The organism is Pseudomonas sp. TCU-HL1, assembly GCF_001708505.1.
In the GTDB taxonomy this organism is placed as follows: Bacteria; Pseudomonadota; Gammaproteobacteria; order Pseudomonadales; family Pseudomonadaceae; genus Metapseudomonas.
Genome location: NZ_CP015992.1, coordinates 2,467,291 through 2,486,148, shown reverse-complemented (window position 1 = coordinate 2,486,148; position 18,858 = coordinate 2,467,291). Strand labels below are relative to the sequence as shown.

Annotated in this window: 16 protein-coding genes and 1 tRNA gene; 13 read left to right on the top strand and 4 right to left on the bottom strand. The window is 64.6% G+C overall.

Annotated features, from left to right (window positions below; all coding sequences use genetic code 11):
• Positions 1 to 43: 43 nt before the first annotated feature.
• The gene (locus tag THL1_RS11455; RefSeq protein ID WP_069083385.1) at positions 44 to 508 is read right to left on the bottom strand and encodes a MerR family transcriptional regulator; all 465 of its coding nucleotides are present in this window, start codon (positions 506 to 508) and stop codon (positions 44 to 46) included.
• A 122-nt stretch (positions 509 to 630) separates the two neighbouring features.
• On the opposite strand from THL1_RS11455, the gene THL1_RS11450 reads away from it, so the two are divergent.
• Positions 631 to 1,866, top strand: coding sequence for an NADH:flavin oxidoreductase/NADH oxidase family protein (locus tag THL1_RS11450; protein ID WP_069083384.1), 1,236 nt, complete (start codon positions 631 to 633; stop codon positions 1,864 to 1,866).
• Positions 1,867 to 1,927: 61 nt separating this feature from the next.
• Here THL1_RS11450 and THL1_RS11445 read toward each other — a convergent pair whose 3' ends face one another.
• Entirely contained in the window at positions 1,928 to 2,878 is a 951-nt protein-coding gene (locus THL1_RS11445) for a LysR family transcriptional regulator (RefSeq protein WP_069086486.1), read from the bottom strand.
• 485 nt (positions 2,879 to 3,363) lie between these two features.
• Between THL1_RS11445 and THL1_RS11440 the strand changes: the two genes are divergently transcribed.
• The 9 genes from THL1_RS11440 to THL1_RS11400 all read left to right on the top strand — a co-directional run bounded on the left by THL1_RS11440 (position 3,364) and on the right by THL1_RS11400 (position 14,321).
• Positions 3,364 to 3,693 (top strand): DUF485 domain-containing protein, encoded by a 330-nt coding sequence (locus tag THL1_RS11440; protein WP_069083383.1) that lies wholly within the window; start codon positions 3,364 to 3,366, stop codon positions 3,691 to 3,693.
• Complete coding sequence (locus THL1_RS11435; protein WP_069083382.1) at positions 3,690 to 5,339, top strand: cation acetate symporter; 1,650 nt, start codon at positions 3,690 to 3,692, stop codon at positions 5,337 to 5,339. The genes THL1_RS11440 and THL1_RS11435 overlap by 4 nt, the downstream gene beginning before the upstream one ends.
• A gap of 137 nt (positions 5,340 to 5,476) precedes the next feature.
• Complete coding sequence (locus THL1_RS11430) at positions 5,477 to 6,739, top strand: OprD family porin (RefSeq protein WP_069083381.1); 1,263 nt, start codon at positions 5,477 to 5,479, stop codon at positions 6,737 to 6,739.
• Between the two features lie 257 nt (positions 6,740 to 6,996).
• Positions 6,997 to 8,700: an AMP-binding protein gene (locus THL1_RS11425; protein ID WP_069083380.1), complete on the top strand. Its 1,704-nt coding sequence runs from the start codon at positions 6,997 to 6,999 to the stop codon at positions 8,698 to 8,700.
• Between the two features lie 105 nt (positions 8,701 to 8,805).
• Positions 8,806 to 10,314 (top strand): CoA-acylating methylmalonate-semialdehyde dehydrogenase, encoded by a 1,509-nt coding sequence (locus THL1_RS11420; RefSeq protein ID WP_069083379.1) that lies wholly within the window; start codon positions 8,806 to 8,808, stop codon positions 10,312 to 10,314.
• Between the two features lie 48 nt (positions 10,315 to 10,362).
• The gene (locus THL1_RS11415) at positions 10,363 to 11,136 is read left to right on the top strand and encodes an enoyl-CoA hydratase (protein WP_069083378.1); all 774 of its coding nucleotides are present in this window, start codon (positions 10,363 to 10,365) and stop codon (positions 11,134 to 11,136) included.
• Positions 11,137 to 11,172: 36 nt separating this feature from the next.
• Positions 11,173 to 12,063, top strand: a complete 891-nt coding sequence (gene mmsB / locus THL1_RS11410; protein WP_069083377.1) for a 3-hydroxyisobutyrate dehydrogenase — start codon at positions 11,173 to 11,175, stop codon at positions 12,061 to 12,063.
• A 2-nt stretch (positions 12,064 to 12,065) separates the two neighbouring features.
• Positions 12,066 to 13,154 carry an enoyl-CoA hydratase/isomerase family protein gene (locus THL1_RS11405; RefSeq protein WP_069083376.1) on the top strand — a complete coding sequence of 363 codons (1,089 nt, stop codon included), beginning with the start codon at positions 12,066 to 12,068 and terminating at the stop codon, positions 13,152 to 13,154.
• 15 nt (positions 13,155 to 13,169) lie between these two features.
• Positions 13,170 to 14,321, top strand: coding sequence for an acyl-CoA dehydrogenase family protein (locus THL1_RS11400; protein WP_069083375.1), 1,152 nt, complete (start codon positions 13,170 to 13,172; stop codon positions 14,319 to 14,321).
• A gap of 294 nt (positions 14,322 to 14,615) precedes the next feature.
• On the opposite strand, the gene THL1_RS11395 is transcribed toward THL1_RS11400, so the two are convergent.
• Positions 14,616 to 14,705, bottom strand: a tRNA-Ser gene (locus THL1_RS11395).
• A 270-nt stretch (positions 14,706 to 14,975) separates the two neighbouring features.
• On the opposite strand from THL1_RS11395, the gene THL1_RS11390 reads away from it, so the two are divergent.
• From THL1_RS11390 to THL1_RS11380, 3 genes are all read left to right on the top strand, one after another.
• On the top strand, positions 14,976 to 15,665 hold the full coding sequence (locus THL1_RS11390) for a crotonase/enoyl-CoA hydratase family protein (protein ID WP_069083374.1): 690 nt from the start codon (positions 14,976 to 14,978) through the stop codon (positions 15,663 to 15,665).
• 24 nt (positions 15,666 to 15,689) lie between these two features.
• Positions 15,690 to 16,064 (top strand): hypothetical protein, encoded by a 375-nt coding sequence (locus tag THL1_RS31180; RefSeq protein ID WP_069083373.1) that lies wholly within the window; start codon positions 15,690 to 15,692, stop codon positions 16,062 to 16,064.
• A gap of 635 nt (positions 16,065 to 16,699) precedes the next feature.
• Complete coding sequence (locus THL1_RS11380; protein ID WP_069083372.1) at positions 16,700 to 17,671, top strand: magnesium and cobalt transport protein CorA; 972 nt, start codon at positions 16,700 to 16,702, stop codon at positions 17,669 to 17,671.
• A gap of 203 nt (positions 17,672 to 17,874) precedes the next feature.
• Here THL1_RS11380 and THL1_RS11375 read toward each other — a convergent pair whose 3' ends face one another.
• On the bottom strand, positions 17,875 to 18,594 hold the full coding sequence (locus THL1_RS11375; protein ID WP_069083371.1) for an amidotransferase: 720 nt from the start codon (positions 18,592 to 18,594) through the stop codon (positions 17,875 to 17,877).
• Between the last annotated feature and the right edge of the window lie 264 nt (positions 18,595 to 18,858).

Here is an 18,858-nt window from a genome sequence, read left to right as displayed (position 1 = left end):
GTTCCAAGCCCTTGCGCACAACCGCTGGTGTGCGCGGCGCACCCTACCTGGCCGGCTTCGTCGCACGGTCAAGTGTTGGGTCGACCCCGTTCGCCCCCGCCCCTCCCCGCTCCCGCCACCCGGCGAGCATGCGCTGGGCGTTTTCCTCGCAGCCCATCCCCTCGGGCTTGCCTTCGATACCGGCGATGATTGCCAGCAGTTGCGCACGGTTCTGTGCCAGCCGCTGTTGCATGGCGTCGATTTCGGTGACCTTGCGCTGAAGGCTTTCCAGCAGGCGGTCGTGGTGGCCGGCCCGCAGGGTCGGATCAGGCATGAGGTTGCGCATTTCCTCCAGGCTGAAGCCGGCCTGCTGCCCGCAGGTGATGATTTCCAGCGTGTGCAAGGCCTGCTCGGGATAATCGCGATAGCCATTGCCCAGGCGCTGGGCGTTGATGAGTCCACTGGCTTCATAGAAACGGATGCGCGAAGCGGTCAAGCCGCTACGCCGGGCGAGTTCGCCGATTTTCATTGAGTGGATCTCCCCTATTGACCTTAAGGCTGACTTTAACCTTAGGCTTTGCCGCGACACAGCCCCGCCGTCGTCGGATGATCCACCAACCGACGCACGGCGCCCACCTCCCGGAGAGCCCCATGTCGCCCTTCCAAACTCTGCAGTTGCCCAATGGCGCCGTCATTCCCAACCGCATCGCCAAGGCGGCGATGGAGGAGAACCTCGCCAATCAGGACCAGACCCCTTCGGACCCGCTGCTGCGCCTCTACCAGGCCTGGGCCAAGGGTGGCGCCGGGCTGTTGCTGACCGGCAACGTGATGGTGGACGCCCGCGCCATGACCGGCCCAGGCGGCGTGGTGCTGGAGGAGGGGCAACCGTTGGAGCGTTTCCGCGAATGGGCGCGCATCGGCCGTGCGCACGGGGCGCAATTCTGGATGCAGATCAACCACCCTGGCCGGCAGATGCAGGCCAACCTCGGCCAGCCCACTGTCGCCCCCTCCGCCGTAGCGCTGGACATGGGCGGTCTGTCGAAGCTGTTCCCGCTGCCCAAGGCGCTGGACGAGGCAGAGATCGCCGAACTGATCGAGCGCTTCGCCCGCACTGCGGCGCTGGCCGAACAGGCCGGTTTCAGCGGGGTGCAGGTGCATGCCGCCCACGGCTACCTGCTGAGCCAGTTCCTCTCGCCCCTGAGCAACCGCCGCGAGGACCGCTGGGGCGGCCCCATCGAGAACCGCGCGCGCCTGCTGCTCGAGGTGGTCAAGGCAGTGCGCGCCCAGGTATCGCCGAGCTTCTGCGTGGCCGTGAAGCTGAACTCGGCCGACTTCCAGCGCGGCGGCTTCGAGCCGAGCGACGCACGCCAGGTGGTGCTCTGGCTCGGCGAACTGGCCGTAGACCTGGTGGAGCTGTCCGGCGGCAGCTACGAAGCACCGGCCATGCAGGGCGATGCTCGTGATGGCCGTACCCTGGCCCGCGAAGCCTACTTCCTCGAGTTCGCCCAGGAGATCGCCAGCGTCGCGCCCATGCCGGTGATGGTCACCGGCGGTATCCGCCGCCTGCCGGTGGTGGAACAGGTGCTGTCCGGTGGCGTGGCCATGGCCGGCATCGCTACCGCGCTGGCGGTCAATCCGTCGCTGCCGGGCCTCTGGCAAGCCGGCCAGGCCCAGGCCAGCGCTGAACTGCCGCCGATCCGCTGGAAACGCAAAGCCCTGGCCGCGCTGGCCTACATGTCCCTGGTGAAGCTCCAGATGCGCCGCCTGGCAAGCGGCAGCCAGCCGGAACCGAACGCCTCGCCACTGCGCGCATTGCTGCAGGAGCAGTGGAGTACCCTGCGCCGCACACGCCAGTACCGGCAGTTGATGAGCAACCGGGCGGGCTGATGCTCTGGGTGAACGGAAAAGCGGGACGGACCTGATAGCCCCAGGGAAATCCCGCCACGCGCTAATCGAGCGACGGGAAGCGCAACGAACGGGTTTCGCCCATCAGCCATTCGGCGTTGAGGTCGGCGCAGGCATGCAGGTACTCGGCAATCAGCGTAATGCGCTTGAGGCGCCGCAAATCCTCGCTGTAGTAGATCCAGAACTGCCGAGTCACTTCCACCTCGCCCGGCAGCACGGCCTGCAACCTGGGGTCACCTGCAACCAGGAAACACGGCAGGATGGCCAGCGCCTGCCCCTGCAACGCAGCCTGGTACTGAGCGATGACGCTGGTGCTGCGCAACTGGCTCATGGCACCTGGCAGCAGGTCGTTCAGATAGAGCAGCTTGGGGCTGAACGCCAGGTCTTCGACGTAGGTGATGAACGGGTGCCCGGCCAGGTCCTCGCGCGTCTCGATTGGCGGATGCTTGGCCAGGTATTCCGGCGATGCGTAAAGGCGCAGGCGGTAATCGGCGAGCTTGGAACAGACATAGGGCCCGCGCTCGGGGCGTTCCAGGGTGATGGCGATATCCGCTTCGCGGCGGGACAGGCTGACGAAGTGCGGCACGGGCAGGATATCCGCGGAGATGTGCGGATAGTGCTCGAGGAAGCGGCTCATCTGCGCCGTCACGAAATAGGACCCGAAACCCTCGGTACAGCCGATACGCACATGGCCGGAGAGCCCCAGGCGCGTGCCCGACACCTGCTCGCAGGCCGCCTGCAATGTGCTTTCCAGGGTCTCGGCGTGGCCCAGCAGACGCTGGCCTTCCACCGTGAGAACGAAACCCGCCGCTCGCGACTTCTCGAACAGCAACGCACCCAGCGCCTGCTCCAGGGCGCGGACGCGCCGCGATACCGTGGTGTAGTCGACACCGAGGCGTCGCGCGGCACCGGTTGCCGTGCGAGTACGGGCGACTTCCAGGAAAAATCGAAGATCGTCCCATTTGACCGGCTCGGGACTGGAACTTTTTTGCATGTCCATCAGGATTATTTGTCTGTTCTTTAGTGGATGGATGCCTACATATACTCACACCCATCGACCCGCCGCCAAGTGCTTTCTGCTTCGCCGGGACAGCCCCCTCAGCCGACAAGAACCAAGGGCTAAAAGCATGAGCGCATGCCTGATTTCCGGCCTTCCCGCCGGGCACATGCCTTGCCGTCGCGCCGCTTCCACGGCGCTCCGATCATGGATGACCGGTGCCCACGCCGCTGCCCTCGATTCGTTCATTCCCCGGCTTTCCAGCAATCGCTCGAACGGAGCGGGCTTCGCCCACCCCGCGCCTTGCGCCATCCACCATTTGCTGGCTCCCGGAGGGGGCCGCGGTCACTGAAGAACACCTCACATCCAGCGCAGTGACGAAGAACTTGGCGACGCCTTCCCGAGGCGCCGCCGGGAATGCTGCACGCCTGAAAAAGGCTGCGGCGACAGGCACGACAAAAACAACTAAAGCGGAGCCCGATATGACACCTCACCACTCCCCCGACACCTCGGCCAATGCTCGCATCATGGCCAATCCGAAGTTCCAGCGCCTGGCCCAGGAGCGCGCCATTCTCGCCTGGTCGCTCAGCGCCCTGGTGCTGGCGGTCTACTACCTGTTCATCCTGCTGGTGGCCTTCGTACCCGGCTGGCTGCACCTGCCGCTCTACGAGGGTAGCCACCTCAGTCGCGGCATTCCGCTGGGCGCCGCCATCATCATTCTTTCCTGGCTGCTGACCGCCTGGTACGTGCGTCACGCCAATACCCGCTTCGATGCGCTGAGCGCGGAAATCCTCGCGGAGGGCCAGGCATGAAAGCCCTCCTCGCCCTCCTCGCACTGGCGCCGCTGAGCTGCTTCGCCGACGCCATCACGGCAGAGAGACAACCGCTCAATCTGCATGCCATCGGCATGTTCTTCATCTTCGTCCTGGCCACCCTCGCCATCACCTGGTGGGCCGCCCGACGCACCCGCTCCACCGCCGATTTCTACACTGCCGGCGGCGGCATCTCGGGCTTCCAGAACGGCTTGGCAATCGCCGGCGACTATATGTCGGCGGCCACTCTGCTGGGTCTTTCGAGCCTGGTGTTCGCCAAGGGCTACGACGGCTTCGTCTACATCATCGGCTTCTTCGTCGGCTGGCCCATCGTCACCTTCCTGATGGCCGAGCGCCTGCGCAACCTGGGCCGCTACACCTTCGCCGATATCGTCTCCTACCGCCTGGACCAGACCCGCGTACGCAGCTTCGCCGCCCTCGGCTCGCTGACCGTGGTCTGCTGCTACCTGGTCGTGCAGATGGTCGGCGCCGGCCAGCTGATCAAGCTGCTGTTCGGCCTGGACTACCAGTTGGCCGTGGTGGTGGTGGGCATGCTGATGCTGGTCTACGTGATCTTCGGCGGCATGATCGCCACCACCTGGGTGCAGATCACCAAGGCCGTTCTGCTGCTGGCAGGCGGTACCGCGCTGGTGCTGATGGCCATGAGCGAGTTCGGCTTCAGCTTCGAAAACCTCGCCGAGCGCGCAGTCGCCGTACACGCCAGCGGCGTCAAGATCATGGGGCCCGGCACTCTGCTGGCCGACCCGATCAGCGCCGTCTCGCTGTCCCTCGGCCTGGTGTTCGGCATCGCCGGCCTGCCGCATATCCTGATGCGCTTCTTCACCGTGCCCAATGCCAGGGAAGCCCGCCGCTCGGTGCTGTTCGCCACCGGTTTCATCGGCTTCTTCTTCCTGGTGGTCTGCGTGCTCGGCTACACCGCCATCGTCATCGTCGGCACCGACCCGCAATACTTCGTCGACGGCAAACTGGGCGGTGCCCTGGTGGGCGGCGGCAACATGGTGGCCATGCACCTGGCCCAGGCGGTGGGCGGCAACCTGTTCCTCGGTTTTCTCTCGGCCGTGGCCTTCGCCACCATACTCGCCGTGGTCGCAGGCCTCGCCCTGGCTGGCGCCTCGGCAATCTCCCACGACCTCTATGCCAGCGTGCTGAAAAAGGGCCGCGCCAGCGAGAAGGACGAGATGCGCGTGTCGCGCATCGCCACCGTGGCCATCGGCCTGGTCGCGATCGGCCTGGGCATTCTCTTCGAGCAGATGAACATCGCCTTCCTGGTCGGCCTGACCTTCGGCGTCGCTGCCTCGGCCAACTTCCCGGTGCTGATCATGGCCATGTACTGGAGGGGCCTGACCACCCGTGGCGCCCTCTGGGGCGGGTTGACCGGGCTGGTAAGCGCCATGGCACTGGTGATCTGTGCGCCAGCCGTCTGGGTCGGGGTACTGGGTCATGAGAAAGCGCTTTTCCCCTATGACCAGCCGGCGCTGTTCTCCATGCCCCTGGCCTTCCTGGTGATCATCGTGGTGTCCATGCTCGATCGCAGCGCTCGCGCCAGCCGCGAACGCGCCGCCTACGACGACCAGTTCGTACGCGCCCAGACCGGCCTGGGGGCCGCCGCCGCCAGCAACCACTGACGCGCTTCGCGCCGCCAGTTAGCGGGCATGCCCGTCGCTCCTTTGGGGGCGTGCCCCTTTTCATTTCCGACTCACCCCGCGACCGGCCCTCGGGCCGGTACGGATTCGCTCGTCCACTAAAACAACAAGAGGCCTCCATGGATCGCCACACCCTCACCTCCAGCCTGCTGCTCGTCGGCAGCTCGCTCTGCACTTCCACACCCGCCCTGGCGGACTTCATCACGGATTCGAAAGCCAGCCTGGAGCTGCGCAACTTCTACTTCAACCGTGACTTCCGCCAGCACGCCGCCCCCCAGTCCAAAGCCGAAGAGTGGGCGCAAGGCTTCCTGCTGCGCTACGAATCGGGCTTCACCGAGGGCAGCATCGGCGTCGGCCTGGATGCCATCGGCCTGCTCGGCGTGAAGCTGGACTCCAGCCCCGACCGCGCCGGCTCCGGCCTGCTCAAGCGGGACCGCGAAGCGCCCAAGCGCGCCCAGGACGAATACGGCGAGCTGGGTCTGACCGCCAAGCTGCGCGCCTCGAAAAGCACCCTCAAGCTCGGCACCCTGATGCCCAAGCTGCCGGTACTGCTGGCCAACGATTCGCGCCTGCTGCCGCAGACCTTCGAGGGCGGCCAGCTCAATTCCCTGGAGATCGACGGCCTGACCTTCGATGCCGGACGCCTGCGCCAGGTGAACCAGCGCGATTCCTCCGATTACGAGGACATGAGCATCACCAAGGTGGGCGTGAAGAACATCCGCGCACGCCAGACCACCAGCGACACCTTCGACTTCGCCAACCTCAGCTACAAGTGGAACGACGCCCTCAGCACCAGCTACGGCTTCGGACGCCTGGACGACTTCTACCGCCAGCACTACCTGACCCTGAACCACCTGCTGCCCCTGGGTGACGGCCAGAGCCTGAAGAGCGACCTGCGCTTCGCCCGCTCCACCGACGAAGGCGGCAGCAACGTGGACAACAAGGCCTTCGGCGCGATGTTCACCTATGGCATCGGTGGCCACGCCCTGGGCCTTGGCTACCAGCGCATGAGCGGCGACACCGGCTTCGCCTACGTCAACGGAACCGACGCCTACCTGGTGAACTTCGTGCAGATCAGCGACTTCGCCAACCGCGAGGAACGCTCCTGGCAGGCGCGCTACGACTACAACTTCGCGGCTGTGGGGATTCCGGGGTTGACCTTCATGACCCGCTACCTCTCCGGTGATGGCGTGGAACTGGGCGCGGGCCGTGAGGACGGCAAGGAATGGGAGCGCGATACCGACATCGCCTACGTGGTGCAGAGCGGACCGCTGAAAAACCTTGGATTGAAATGGCGCAATGCGACGGTGCGCTCGACGAACTTCGGCAACGACCTCGACGAGAACCGCCTGATCCTCAGCTACACCCTGCCGCTCTGGTAGTCACGCCGCTGTCAACTGCCGGTGCGCGCTGCGCACCCTACTGTCACCCGCGGCACTCAACGCCGCCCGGGTGCACCAGACTCGTCCGTAGGGTGCGCCATGCGCACCGCTCGCGACCCCGGCGCCAGACAATGATTTTTTTGCACATCGCACCTGTTTTTCTGCTCGTTCTTATTTGATTTACGCCTGCCTATACTCAAGCCACCAACCCGGCCACCGGCCGAAAGACCCGACAAAAACAATCAAGGGTTCGCCCCATGAACAGCAACAGCCTCCCCTTCCTTGCCGCCCGTGACTTCCTCCTGGCCCACCGCACCGACTACGACACCGCCGTGCGCGATTTCCGCTGGCCGCAACTGACTGAATTCAACTGGGCACTGGACTACTTCGACGACATGGCCAAGGACAACCAGGCCACGGCGCTCTGGATAGTCGAGGAGGATGGCAGCGAGTGCCGTTACAGCTTCCAGGAGCTGGCCGAGCGCTCCAACCGCGTCGCCAACCACCTGCGGGCACTGGGCGTGAAGCGCGGCGAGCGCATCCTGATGATGCTCGGCAACGACATCGCCCTGTGGGAGACCATGCTGGCGGCCTTCAAGCTCGGCGCCGTGGTGATCCCTGCCACCGCCCTGCTCACCTCCGAGGACCTGCGCGACCGCATCGAGCGTGGCCAAGTCCGTCACCTGGTGGTTGGCAGTGCCAACCTGGAAAAATTCAGTGGCCTGGCCGAAAGCTACACACGCATCAGTGTTGGCCAGGGTGCCCCGGGCTGGACGCCGCACAGCGCGGCCGCGGAATACCCAGCCAACTTCCAGGCCGATGGCGTGACCCTGGCCACCGACCCGATGCTGCTCTACTTCACCTCCGGCACCACTTCCAAGCCGAAGATGGTGCTGCACAGCCACCAGAGCTACCCGGTCGGCCACCTCTCGACCATGTACTGGATCGGCCTCAAGCCCGGCGACCTGCACCTGAACATCTCCTCTCCCGGTTGGGCCAAGCATGCCTGGAGTTGCTTCTTCGCCCCCTGGAACGCCGGCGCCTGCATCTTCATCCACAACACCTCGCGCTTCAGCGCCCCGGCCCTGCTCGGCGTGCTGGAACGCTACGGCGTCACCAGCCTCTGCGCGCCGCCCACCGTGTGGCGCATGCTGATCCAGGAGGACCTGGCCAGCTACCGGAACCGTCTGCGCCTGCGCGAACTGGTGGGTGCCGGTGAGCCGCTGAATCCGGAGATCATCGAACAGGTCCAGCACGCCTGGGACCTCGACCTGCGCGACGGCTTCGGCCAGTCGGAAACCACCGCCCTGGTCGGCAACACCCCTGGCCAGAAGCTCAAACCCGGCTCCATGGGGCGGCCGCTGCCGGGCTACCGGGTGACCATGCTCGACCCCGATGGCCAACCGGGCAACGAGGGCGAAGTGGCCCTGCCGCTGGATGTCCGCCCGCTGGGCCTGATGCTCTGCTACGAGGACAGCCCGGAGAAGACCGCCGAAGTGATGCGCGACGGTTACTACCGCACCGGTGATACCGCGCAGATCTGCGAAGACGGCTACATCACCTTCGTCGGCCGGGCCGATGACGTGTTCAAGGCCTCCGACTACCGCATCAGTCCCTTCGAACTGGAAAGCGCCCTGATCGAGCACCCCGCCGTGATGGAAGTGGCCATCGTGCCCAGCCCGGACCCGGTGCGCCTGGCGGTGCCCAAGGCCTTCCTCATCCTCGCCCATGACGAGCCCGGCAGCGCCGAACTGGCCCTGAACATCCTCGCCTTCGCCCGCGAGCACCTGGCGCCCTACAAGCGGGTGCGCCGCATCGAGTTCGTCAGCGAACTGCCCAAGACCATCTCCGGGAAGATCCGCCGCGTGGAACTGCGGCAGATGGAAGTGCTGCGCCGCCAGGGCGATACCCGGGGCCCCGGCGAGTACTTCGAAGAAGACTTCCCGCAGCTCAAGGGCTGACCAGTGGCCGGCATTGGCGCCGGCCCCCTAACCGAAAACCCGACCACTCGGACCCAAGTCCCGAGGGGCCTCACTCGACCCAACGAAAGCAGGCAGGACCCATACATGACCTCTTCCAGCGTTCCCAGCGTCAAGCTGCTCATCAACGGTGAATTCGTCGAATCCAGGACCCAGCAGTGGCGCGACGTGGTCAACCCGGCGACCCAGGAAGTCCTGGCCCGCGTGCCCTTCGCCACCCAGGACGAGATGAACGCCGCCGTCGCCGCCGCCCAGGACGCCTTCAAGACCTGGCGCAAGACCCCGATCGGCGCCCGCGCCCGCATCTTCCTCAAGTACCAGCAGCTGATCCGCGAAAACATGAAGGAGCTGGCCGCCCTGCTCACCGCCGAACAGGGAAAGACCCTGCCGGACGCCGAAGGTGACGTCTTCCGTGGCCTGGAAGTGGTGGAGCACGCCGCCAACATCGGCACCCTGCAGATGGGCGAGCTGGCCAACAACGTCGCCAACGGCGTAGACACCTACACCCTGCTGCAACCGATCGGCGTGTGCGCCGGCATCACCCCGTTCAACTTCCCGGCGATGATCCCGCTGTGGATGTTCCCCATGGCCATCGCCTGCGGCAACACCTTCGTCCTCAAGCCCTCCGAGCAGGACCCGCTGGTGACCATGCGCCTGGCCGAACTGGCGCTGGAAGCCGGCATCCCGAAAGGCGTGCTGAACGTGATCCACGGAGGCGTCGATGCGGTGAACCTGATCTGCGACCACCCGGACATCAAGGCCGTGTCCTTCGTCGGCTCCACCAAGGTGGGCACCCACGTTTACAACCGCGCCACCGCCAACGGCAAGCGCGCGCAATGCATGATGGGCGCGAAGAACCACGCCATCGTCCTGCCTGACGCCAACAAGCAGCAGACCCTGAACAACCTGCTAGGCGCCTCCTTCGGCGCCGCTGGCCAGCGCTGCATGGCCCTGCCGGTGGTGATCCTGGTGGGCGAGGCGCAAGCCTGGCTGCCGGAGCTGGTGGAAAAGGCCAAGACCCTCAAGGTGAATGCCGGTGTCGAGCCGGGTACCGATATCGGCCCGGTGGTGTCCTGCGCTGCGCTGGAGCGCATCAGCGGCCTGATCGCCACCGGCATCGAGGAAGGCGCCAAGCTGGTGCTGGACGGCCGCAACCCGAGCGTACCCGGCTACCAGGACGGCAACTTCGTCGGCCCGACCATCTTCGCCGGCGTGACCACGGACATGACCCTCTACCGGGAGGAGATCTTCGGGCCGGTGCTCTGCGTGGTGAATGCCGCCAGCCTGGATGAGGCCATCGCCTTCATCAACGCCAACCCCAACGGCAACGGCACTGCCCTCTTCACCCGCTCCGGCGCCGCCGCGCGTCACTTCCAGGAAGAGATCGACGTTGGCCAGGTCGGCATCAACGTACCGATTCCGGTGCCGGTCCCGCTGTTCTCCTTCAGCGGCTCCCGCGCCTCCAAGCTGGGCGACCTCGGCCCCTACGGCAAGCAAGTGGTGCTGTTCTACACCCAGACCAAGACCATCACCCAGCGCTGGTTCGACGAGGACGATGTCGGCAGCGCGGTGAACACCACCATCACCCTGAAATGATCCCTCCGGGCCGGCGCCGCGCGCGCCGGTCCGCCTGGAGTAAATGCCATGGAATACGAAACCATCCTGGTCTCCGTGCAGGAGCGCGTCGGCCTGATCACACTGAACCGCCCCAAGGCGCTGAACGCCCTCAATTCGCAGCTGGTCGCCGAGCTGAACCAGGCGCTCGACCAACTGGAGGCCGACACCGAGGTCGGCTGCATCGTTCTGACCGGTTCGGCCAAGGCCTTCGCCGCCGGCGCCGACATCAAGGAGATGTCCGCCTTCGGCTTTCCGCAGATCTACCTGGATGACTTCTTCGCCGCCGCCGACCGCATCGGCGCCCGGCGCAAGCCGCTGATCGCGGCGGTCGCCGGCTATGCCCTGGGCGGCGGCTGCGAACTGGCGCTGATGTGCGACTTCATCTACGCCGCCGAGAACGCCCGCTTCGGCCTGCCGGAGCTGACCCTCGGGGTGATCCCGGGCATCGGCGGCACCCAGCGCCTGACCCATGCCCTGGGCAAGTCCAAGGCCATGGAGCTGTGCCTGACCGGCCGCCAGCTGACCGCCGAGGAAGCCGAACGCGCCGGCCTGGTGGCCCGCGTGATTCCGGCCGAATCCCTGCTGGACGAGACCCTGGCCGTCGCCAGAGGCATCGCCAGCAAGTCGCTGCCCGCCGCGATGATGACCAAGGAGTGCGTCAACCGTGCTTTCGAGCTGGGCCTGAATGAAGGCGTGCGCTTCGAGCGGCGGCTGTTCCACTCGCTGTTCGCCAGCGCCGACCAGAAGGAAGGCATGAGCGCCTTCGTGGAAAAACGCACCCCGTACTTCACCCACCGGTGACCGAATCGCCCCGCCCCATTTCAAGAGGACATCAGCATGCACATCGGATTTCTTGGTCTCGGAAACATGGGCGGCCCCATGGCCCGCAACCTGCTCAAGGCCGGCCACACGCTCACTGTGTTCGACCCTTCGCCCCTGGCGACCGCCACGCTCGTGGAACTCGGCGCACGCTCGGTCAACAGCCCGGCGGAAATTGCCCGTAACGGTGTCGGCGCCATCATCACCATGCTGCCCACCGCCGCTCACGTGAAAGACGTCTACCTGGGCGCCGATGGGCTACTGGCCAACGTCCGTCCCGGCGTGTTGCTGATCGACAGCTCCACCATCGACCCGCTGAGCGCCCGCGAAGTGGCCAAAGCGGCCGCCGCCCAGGGCAATCCCATGCTCGATGCACCCGTTTCCGGCGGCACCGGCGGTGCAGCGGCCGGCACCCTGACCTTCATGGTCGGCGGCACCGCCAGCGCCTTCGACCAGGCCCACCCCCTGCTCGCAGCCATGGGCAAGAACATCGTCCACTGCGGTGACACCGGCAACGGCCAGGTCGCCAAGATCGCCAACAACATGCTGCTGGGCATCTCCATGGTCGGCGTCGCCGAAGCCATGGCCCTGGGCGTCTCCCTCGGCATGGACGCGAAGGTGCTGGCCGGCATCATCAACACCTCCAGCGGCCGCTGCTGGAGCTCGGAGATCAACAACCCCTTCCCCGGCGTGCTGGAAAATGCCCCGGCCTCGCGCGGCTACAGCGGCGGCTTCGGCACCGACCTGATGCTCAAGGACCTGGGGCTGGCCACCGAGGCCGCGCGCCACGCGAAACAGCCGGTGGTGCTGGGCGCCGCGGCCCAGCAGCTTTACCAGACCTTCAGCCTGCAGGGGCACGGCGGCCTGGACTTCTCGGCGATCATCAACCTGTTCCGTCGGGAAGCCTGAGCATGACTGGCAACGAGGCGCCCATCCTGTCCAGCGTGCGCAACCGCGTCGGCCACCTCACGCTGAACCGCCCGGCCGGGCTCAATGCCCTGACCCTGCCTATGGTGCGCCTGCTGCACCGCCACCTGTGGGCCTGGGAGCTGGACCCGGACATTGTCGCCGTGGTCATTCGCGGCGCCGGTGAGAAGGCCTTCTGCGCCGGTGGCGACATCCGCATGCTGCATGAGAGCCACGCGGCCGGCGACAACCAGCACCTGCTGTTCCTCGAAGAGGAATACGCGTTGGACGAGTACCTGCACAACTACGCAAAACCCGTGCTGGCGCTGCTGGACGGCTTCGTGCTCGGCGGCGGCATGGGCCTGGCGCAGGCCGCCTCGCTGCGCGTCATCACCGAACGCACGCGGATGGGCATGCCGGAAGTCGGCATCGGCTTCTTCCCGGATGTCGGCGGCAGCTACTTCCTGCCGCGCCTGCCCGGCGAACTGGGCGTCTACCTGGGCGTCACCGGCTGCCATGTACGCGCCGCCGATGCGCTCTACGCCGGACTGGCCGACTACAGCCTACCCAGCGAGCGCATCGCGGAACTGGACCAGGCCCTGGACAACCTGGACTGGAGCTACGCGCCGCGGGAGAACCTGCTCCAGCTGCTGGCCGGACTGGCTACCGAGCGCATTCCGGGCTCGGAGCTCAAGGCGTTCCGCCAGGCCATCGACCGGCACTTCGTCCTGCCCGATATCAAGGCCATCCGCCAGTCGCTGCTGGCCGAGGATTGCCCGGAGTTCCGCGACTGGGCCGAGGAAACGGCACGGGTGCTGGACAGCCGTTCGCCCTTGGCCATGGCCGTGACCTTGGAGCTGCTGCGCCGAGGCCGGCACCTGTCCCTGGCCGACTGCTTCGCGCTGGAACTGCACCTGGACTACCAGTGGTTCGACCAGGGCGACCTGATGGAGGGTGTTCGTGCCCTGATCATCGACAAGGACAAGAACCCGCGCTGGAACCCGCCGACCCTGGCGGAGCTGACGCAAGAGCGGGTGCTGCCCTTCTTTAGCGGCTTCCAGGCCGCGCCCGGCAAACCCCTTCGTACCGCCTGACGGGAGACACGCACGATGCACGACATCGAACTCACCGAAGAACAACGCATGATTCGCGACATGGCGCGGGACTTCGCCCGCGCCGAGGTCGCGCCCCGAGCCCAGGCCTGGGAGAAGGCCGGCTGGATCGACGACGAACTGGTGCGGCAGATGGGTGAGCTGGGCCTGCTCGGCATGGTGGTGCCCGAGCAATGGGGCGGCACCTACATCGACTACGTCGCCTACGCCCTGGCTGTGGAGGAAATCTCCGCTGGCGACGGCGCCCTCGGCGCGTTGATGAGCATCCACAACTCGGTGGGCTGCGGCCCCATCCTCAACTACGGCAGCGAGGCCCAGAAGGATTTCTGGCTGGCAGAGCTGGCCAGCGGCACGGCGATCGGCTGCTTCTGCCTCACCGAACCCCAGGCCGGCTCGGAGGCGCACAACCTGCGCACCCGCGCCGAACTCGTGGACGGCCACTGGGTACTCAATGGCGCCAAGCAGTTCGTCAGCAACGGCAAGCGTGCCAAGCTCGCCATCGTCTTTGCGGTGACCGACCCGGAGCTGGGCAAGAAAGGCCTCTCCGCCTTCCTGGTGCCCACCGACACCCCCGGCTTCGTGGTGGACCGCAGCGAACACAAGATGGGCATCAAGGCCTCGGACACCTGCGCCGTGACTCTGAGCAATTGCGCAGTGCCGGAAGCCAACCTGCTGGGGCAACGTGGCAAGGGCCTGGCCATCGCCCTGTCCAACCTGGAAGGCGGCCGCATCGGCATCGCCGCCCAGGCCCTCGGCATCGCCCGCGCGGCCTTCGAGGCGGCCCTGGCCTACGCGAGGGAACGGGTGCAGTTCGGCAAGCCGATCATCGAGCACCAGAGCATCGGCAACCTGCTGGCCGACATGCAGGTCCGTCTCAATGCCGCGCGCCTGATGATCCTCCATGCCGCGCGCCTGAAGAGCGCCGGCCTGCCCTGCCTGTCGGAAGCCTCGCAGGCCAAGCTGCTCGCCTCGGAAATCGCCGAGCAGGTGTGCTCCAGCGCCATCCAGATCCACGGTGGCTATGGCTACCTGGAGGACTACCCGGTGGAGAAGTACTACCGCGATGCGCGCATCACCCAGATCTACGAAGGCTCCAGTGAGGTGCAGCGCCTGCTGATCGCACGCGAACTGGCCAACTACCAGCTCTGAGTCACCCACGTTTGCCGGGCGCATCCTTGCCCGAGGAGCGCCCGGTTTTTTTGCCCAGGAACCGTGCCACGCCAGGACTGCGCCATCTCCCCTTTGCATGGGGTCTACAACAACCGCCGCCAACTCTTCCACCCTGGCGGCGCTTCCTGTAGGGACGAATTGTCTGGGGTTCCGGGCGGACGACAGCGGCACCTAGCGGTTTGGAAATCGCCACTTTTGCCCCAACCCCAAATCCCAGAAAGCAAAAACCCCTGACTTCTCTAGGAGTATCAGGGGTTTGCTTGAATCGGAAAGTGGCGGTGAGGGTGGGATTCGAACCCACGATACGGTTTCCCGTATACACACTTTCCAGGCGTGCTCCTTCAACCGCTCGGACACCTCACCGGAATCTCTCTGAGGCGTTGGCCCCGTCGAGGTGCGCTAATTTAGTGGAGTGTTTTCCGGAATGCAAACGCTTTTTTCATAAATTTCATGCGTTTATGAAAAACAACCTCACCTGCCAATTTCCCTCCCTGCTGTCAAGTAGCTCGCCGGCACATTGGAGCGCTTTCGGGCAGGACCTGCTGGATGTACTGACTCACCAGTCAGTCTTGGCGCTTTACCTCCACGGTAGCGCTGAGTAACGTCAGCCCACTTCTTAACAAGGAACCTGCCATGAGTGAGCTGATCTCCTACCAACTTGAAGACGGTGTCGCCACCCTGACCCTCAGCAACGGCAAGGTGAATGCCATCTCTCCGGACGTGGTCGCTGCCTTCAATGCCGCGCTGGATCGCGCCGAGCAGGACCGCGCCATTGTCATCATCACCGGACAGCCGGGCATTCTTTCCGGCGGCTATGACCTGAAAGTGATGACCTCCGGCCCTCAGAACGCCGTCGCCCTGGTTGCGGCCGGTTCGGCACTGGCCCGCCGCATGCTGGCGCACCCTTACCCCATCATCGTTGCCTGCCCGGGTCACGCAGTGGCCAAGGGCGCCTTCATCCTGCTGTCCGCGGACTATCGCATTGGCGTGGAAGGTCCGTTCAACATCGGCCTGAACGAAGTACAGATCGGCATGACCATGCACCACGTGGGTATCGAGCTGGCTCGTGATCGCCTGCGCAAGTCGGCTTTCCATCGCTCGGTCATCAATGGTGAGATGTTCGATCCACAAGGTGCCCTGGATGCCGGTTTCCTCGACAAGGTAGTGCCCGTCGAACAATTGCTGGATGCCGCGCGGGGTGCCGCCCTGCAATTGAAGAAGATCAACATGACTGCCCACCGCAATACCAAACTCAAGGTGCGCAAGGCGCTCCTAGAAACCCTGGATGCGGCCATTGAGATGGACAAGCAGCACCTGGTTTGACCCCAAATACAAGAACGCCCCGCAATGCGGGGCGTTTTCGTTGAGGGTGAGTTACATCGTGCCGCCGTTGTCGTCGCCCGGCTCGTCCCCGGTATGGTCACCGCGATCATCGCCGACATCATGATCAGCACCATCATCCGCGCCATGACCCACACCGTGGGCCTCGCCTACATCATGGTCTGCACCGTCGTCCGCGCCACGACCGCTATTGGCGCTACCGTGGCCACTGTTGCTGCCATGGCCGCCGCCTTCACCGCTGTGGCCGCTACCGCCATGACCACCGCTGCCACCGCCGCTACCTCCACCGCTGCCGCCACCACCTCCGCCGCTGCCACCACCTCCACCGCCACTTCCACCTCCGCCTCCACTACCCCCCTCCTTGGCGTAGGCGCTCGATGAACTGGAGAAATCACCCGGCATGACGGTAAACGACAAGCCAAGAACGGAACAGATCGCCACAGCCAGTACGCACTGCTTTAGCCTCATCACGGGTCTCCAGGTTCTCTTCTAGGTTTCCCCTGAACACTAGCCGCTGTAACAGGATATTTCAGACGGTCTGACCGGTGGCGAACCGACGGGGAAACAGCGCCAACCCCTCGACAACTTCCTCGATTACGTTCGCTGGCGAACGTAGCCAGGCGCTGTGCGGGTTTTCCGATGCGAGCCGTGAAGATGGCAGCATGCGGAGCTTGGGCTGCCCTTGTAGCAATGCAGCCGGGCCACAGGTCGAAGCCTCGGGGGCAAAGGGATCACCCAGGCCAGTCTGCGACCAGCCCCAGGGCGAAGGCCTCGTATTTGCGCGCAACGACACTCATGTCAAGTAGCAGGATCAGGACATTGGAACTGTCCGCCGGCAAAGCTGAAGGCCTAGACCATCCGGGCTCTCCTCGTTCTGCTAGTAGAGCGTGAACAATCTAGGGCAATGACTCTAGCCTCGCCATTGCAGAACCACGGCCTTCGGCAAGACTCAGATAAACAAGCGCGCTACTCTGCGCCTCACATTTCCAACCAATGGATGAAGGAACCACTGAGCCATGGGTCGAGTCGTTGCCGCCGCTGTGTACGCCAAGGGCCGAAAAGTCACCGACATAACCCTCGATGAAGGCCTCCAGTGGGCCAGCAAGCCGGGCCATTTCGTCTGGATCGGCCTGCATGACCCCGGTGCGGAGGAGCTGAGCAACCTGCAGCGGCAGTTCGACCTGCACGAGCTGGCCCTTGAAGACGCCCTCACCCGCCACACCCGCCCCAAGCTGGAGACCTTCGGCGACGCCCTGTTTCTGGTGGTCTACTCGCCAATCGAGGTGGAGGGCGACCTGCAGTTCATCGAGACCCAACTCTTCGCCGGCAAGGGCTACATCATCAGCGCGCGCTATGGCGAATCCGCGCCGTACTCGCGCGTCCGCCAGCGCTGCGAAGCGCGGCCGCTGCTGCTCGAGCACGGCGAAGACTTTGTGCTCTATGCCCTGCTCAGCTTCGTGATGGAAAACTACCGACCGCTAATGGACAGCTTCCATTCGGAGCTGGAAGAGATCGAACAGAATGTGCTCCAGAGGCCGCTGACCCAGGCGGATGTCGAGCGCATCCAGTGCCTGCGTCGCGACTTGCTGCGGCTACGCCGCTACATCGGCCCCATGGCTGAAATCTGCGAGGAACTGCAGCGCCTCGACTTCCCCTTCATCGACAAGCACATGCGCCCCTACTTCCGCGACATCGCCATTCATGTCAACCGCCTGCTGGAAGACCTCACCGGCCTGCGTGAGATGGCCGACCACGCCATCGAAGTCGGCCTGCTACTGGAGTCTTCGCGCCAGAGCGTCGTGCAGCGCAAGTTCGCCGCCTGGGCAGCCATCCTCGCCTTTCCTACAGCGGTTGCCGGCATCTATGGCATGAACTTCCAGAACATGCCGGAACTGGCTTGGCACTACGGCTATTTCGGCGTGCTTGGCGTGGTAGTGACGGGATGCACCGCGCTCTACGCCAGCTTCAAGTACTACAACTGGCTCTGAACGACAAGCAACAAAAAGCCCGCTTCGATCAGACCGTGTGAAAACGTCACGAGCGAAGATCAGGCAAGGCGAAAACAGCCGAAGACGCGCAGTTTACGAGCTGTAAATGAGCATTCTGAGGCTGTTTTCAACGCAGCACCATCGAGCGCAGTAGTTTTCACACAGTCTGTCGATGGCGGGCTCTTCTATTGCATCGCCTGGGCTCAGGCGGCGCGGTCGCGGGTGATGAAACGCATCATCCACTCCGCCACGGCCGCGCCCTGATGGTCACGGTCCAGGCTGCTCACGCCCTGCTTGTAGACTTCATCGCCCAGGAAATCCTGGCGCAAGTCCAGAATTGCACGGGAGTAGTCATGGACGAACTCCGGATGCCCCTGGAAGCACAGCACCTGATCTCCAACGGTATAGGCCGCGTTCGGGCAGAAATCGCTGGAGGCCAGCAGCGTGGCATTCTCCGGCAACCGGGTGACCTGATCCTGATGGCTGATCAGCAGGGTCAGTTCGTCCAGCGCGGGGGTCATCCACTCCGGCTTGTTGGTCAACTGGTAGCTGTGGGTACCCACGCCCCAGCCCTGGGTAGCGCGCTCGGTCTTGCCACCCAGCATCAGAGCCAGCAACTGGTGGCCGAAGCAGACGCCCAGCAGCTTGTCGCCGGCCTCGTAATGCGCCAGCAGGAACTCCTTGAGCTTGAGGATCCACGGGTCGGTCCCAAAGGAATCGGCCTTGCTGCCGGTCACCAGATAGGCGTCGAACTTCTCGTCTTCAGGTGGGTAATGCCCCTGCACCACGTTGTAGACACTGAACTCCGCGGCGATGGGCTGCTTGGCGAATAGTTGCTCGAACATCAGGCCATAGCCTTTGTATTGATCGACCAGTTCGGGGCGGAGAATGTCGGTTTCGAGAATGCAGATACGAAGTGGCATTAGGTATTGGTTCCTGAAACGCAGAGGCTCTGTGGCTGAATGTGCGTTTTATTTAACACAGTACCGAGGTGATTGAAATACCGCCTTGCCCACCTCGTCATCGTTAGCGCCTAACGGTCCCATAGACGGCACCGATATCGCAGCCCTGAGCCCTGCCCTCGACGAGCCTGAACGCTCTAGCTCGCTCGCCGCGCAAGTACGTCAATAAAAATTGACGGCCCCTTTCGGAACTATTGGTGCCGTCGATATTTACCATGTTCATTC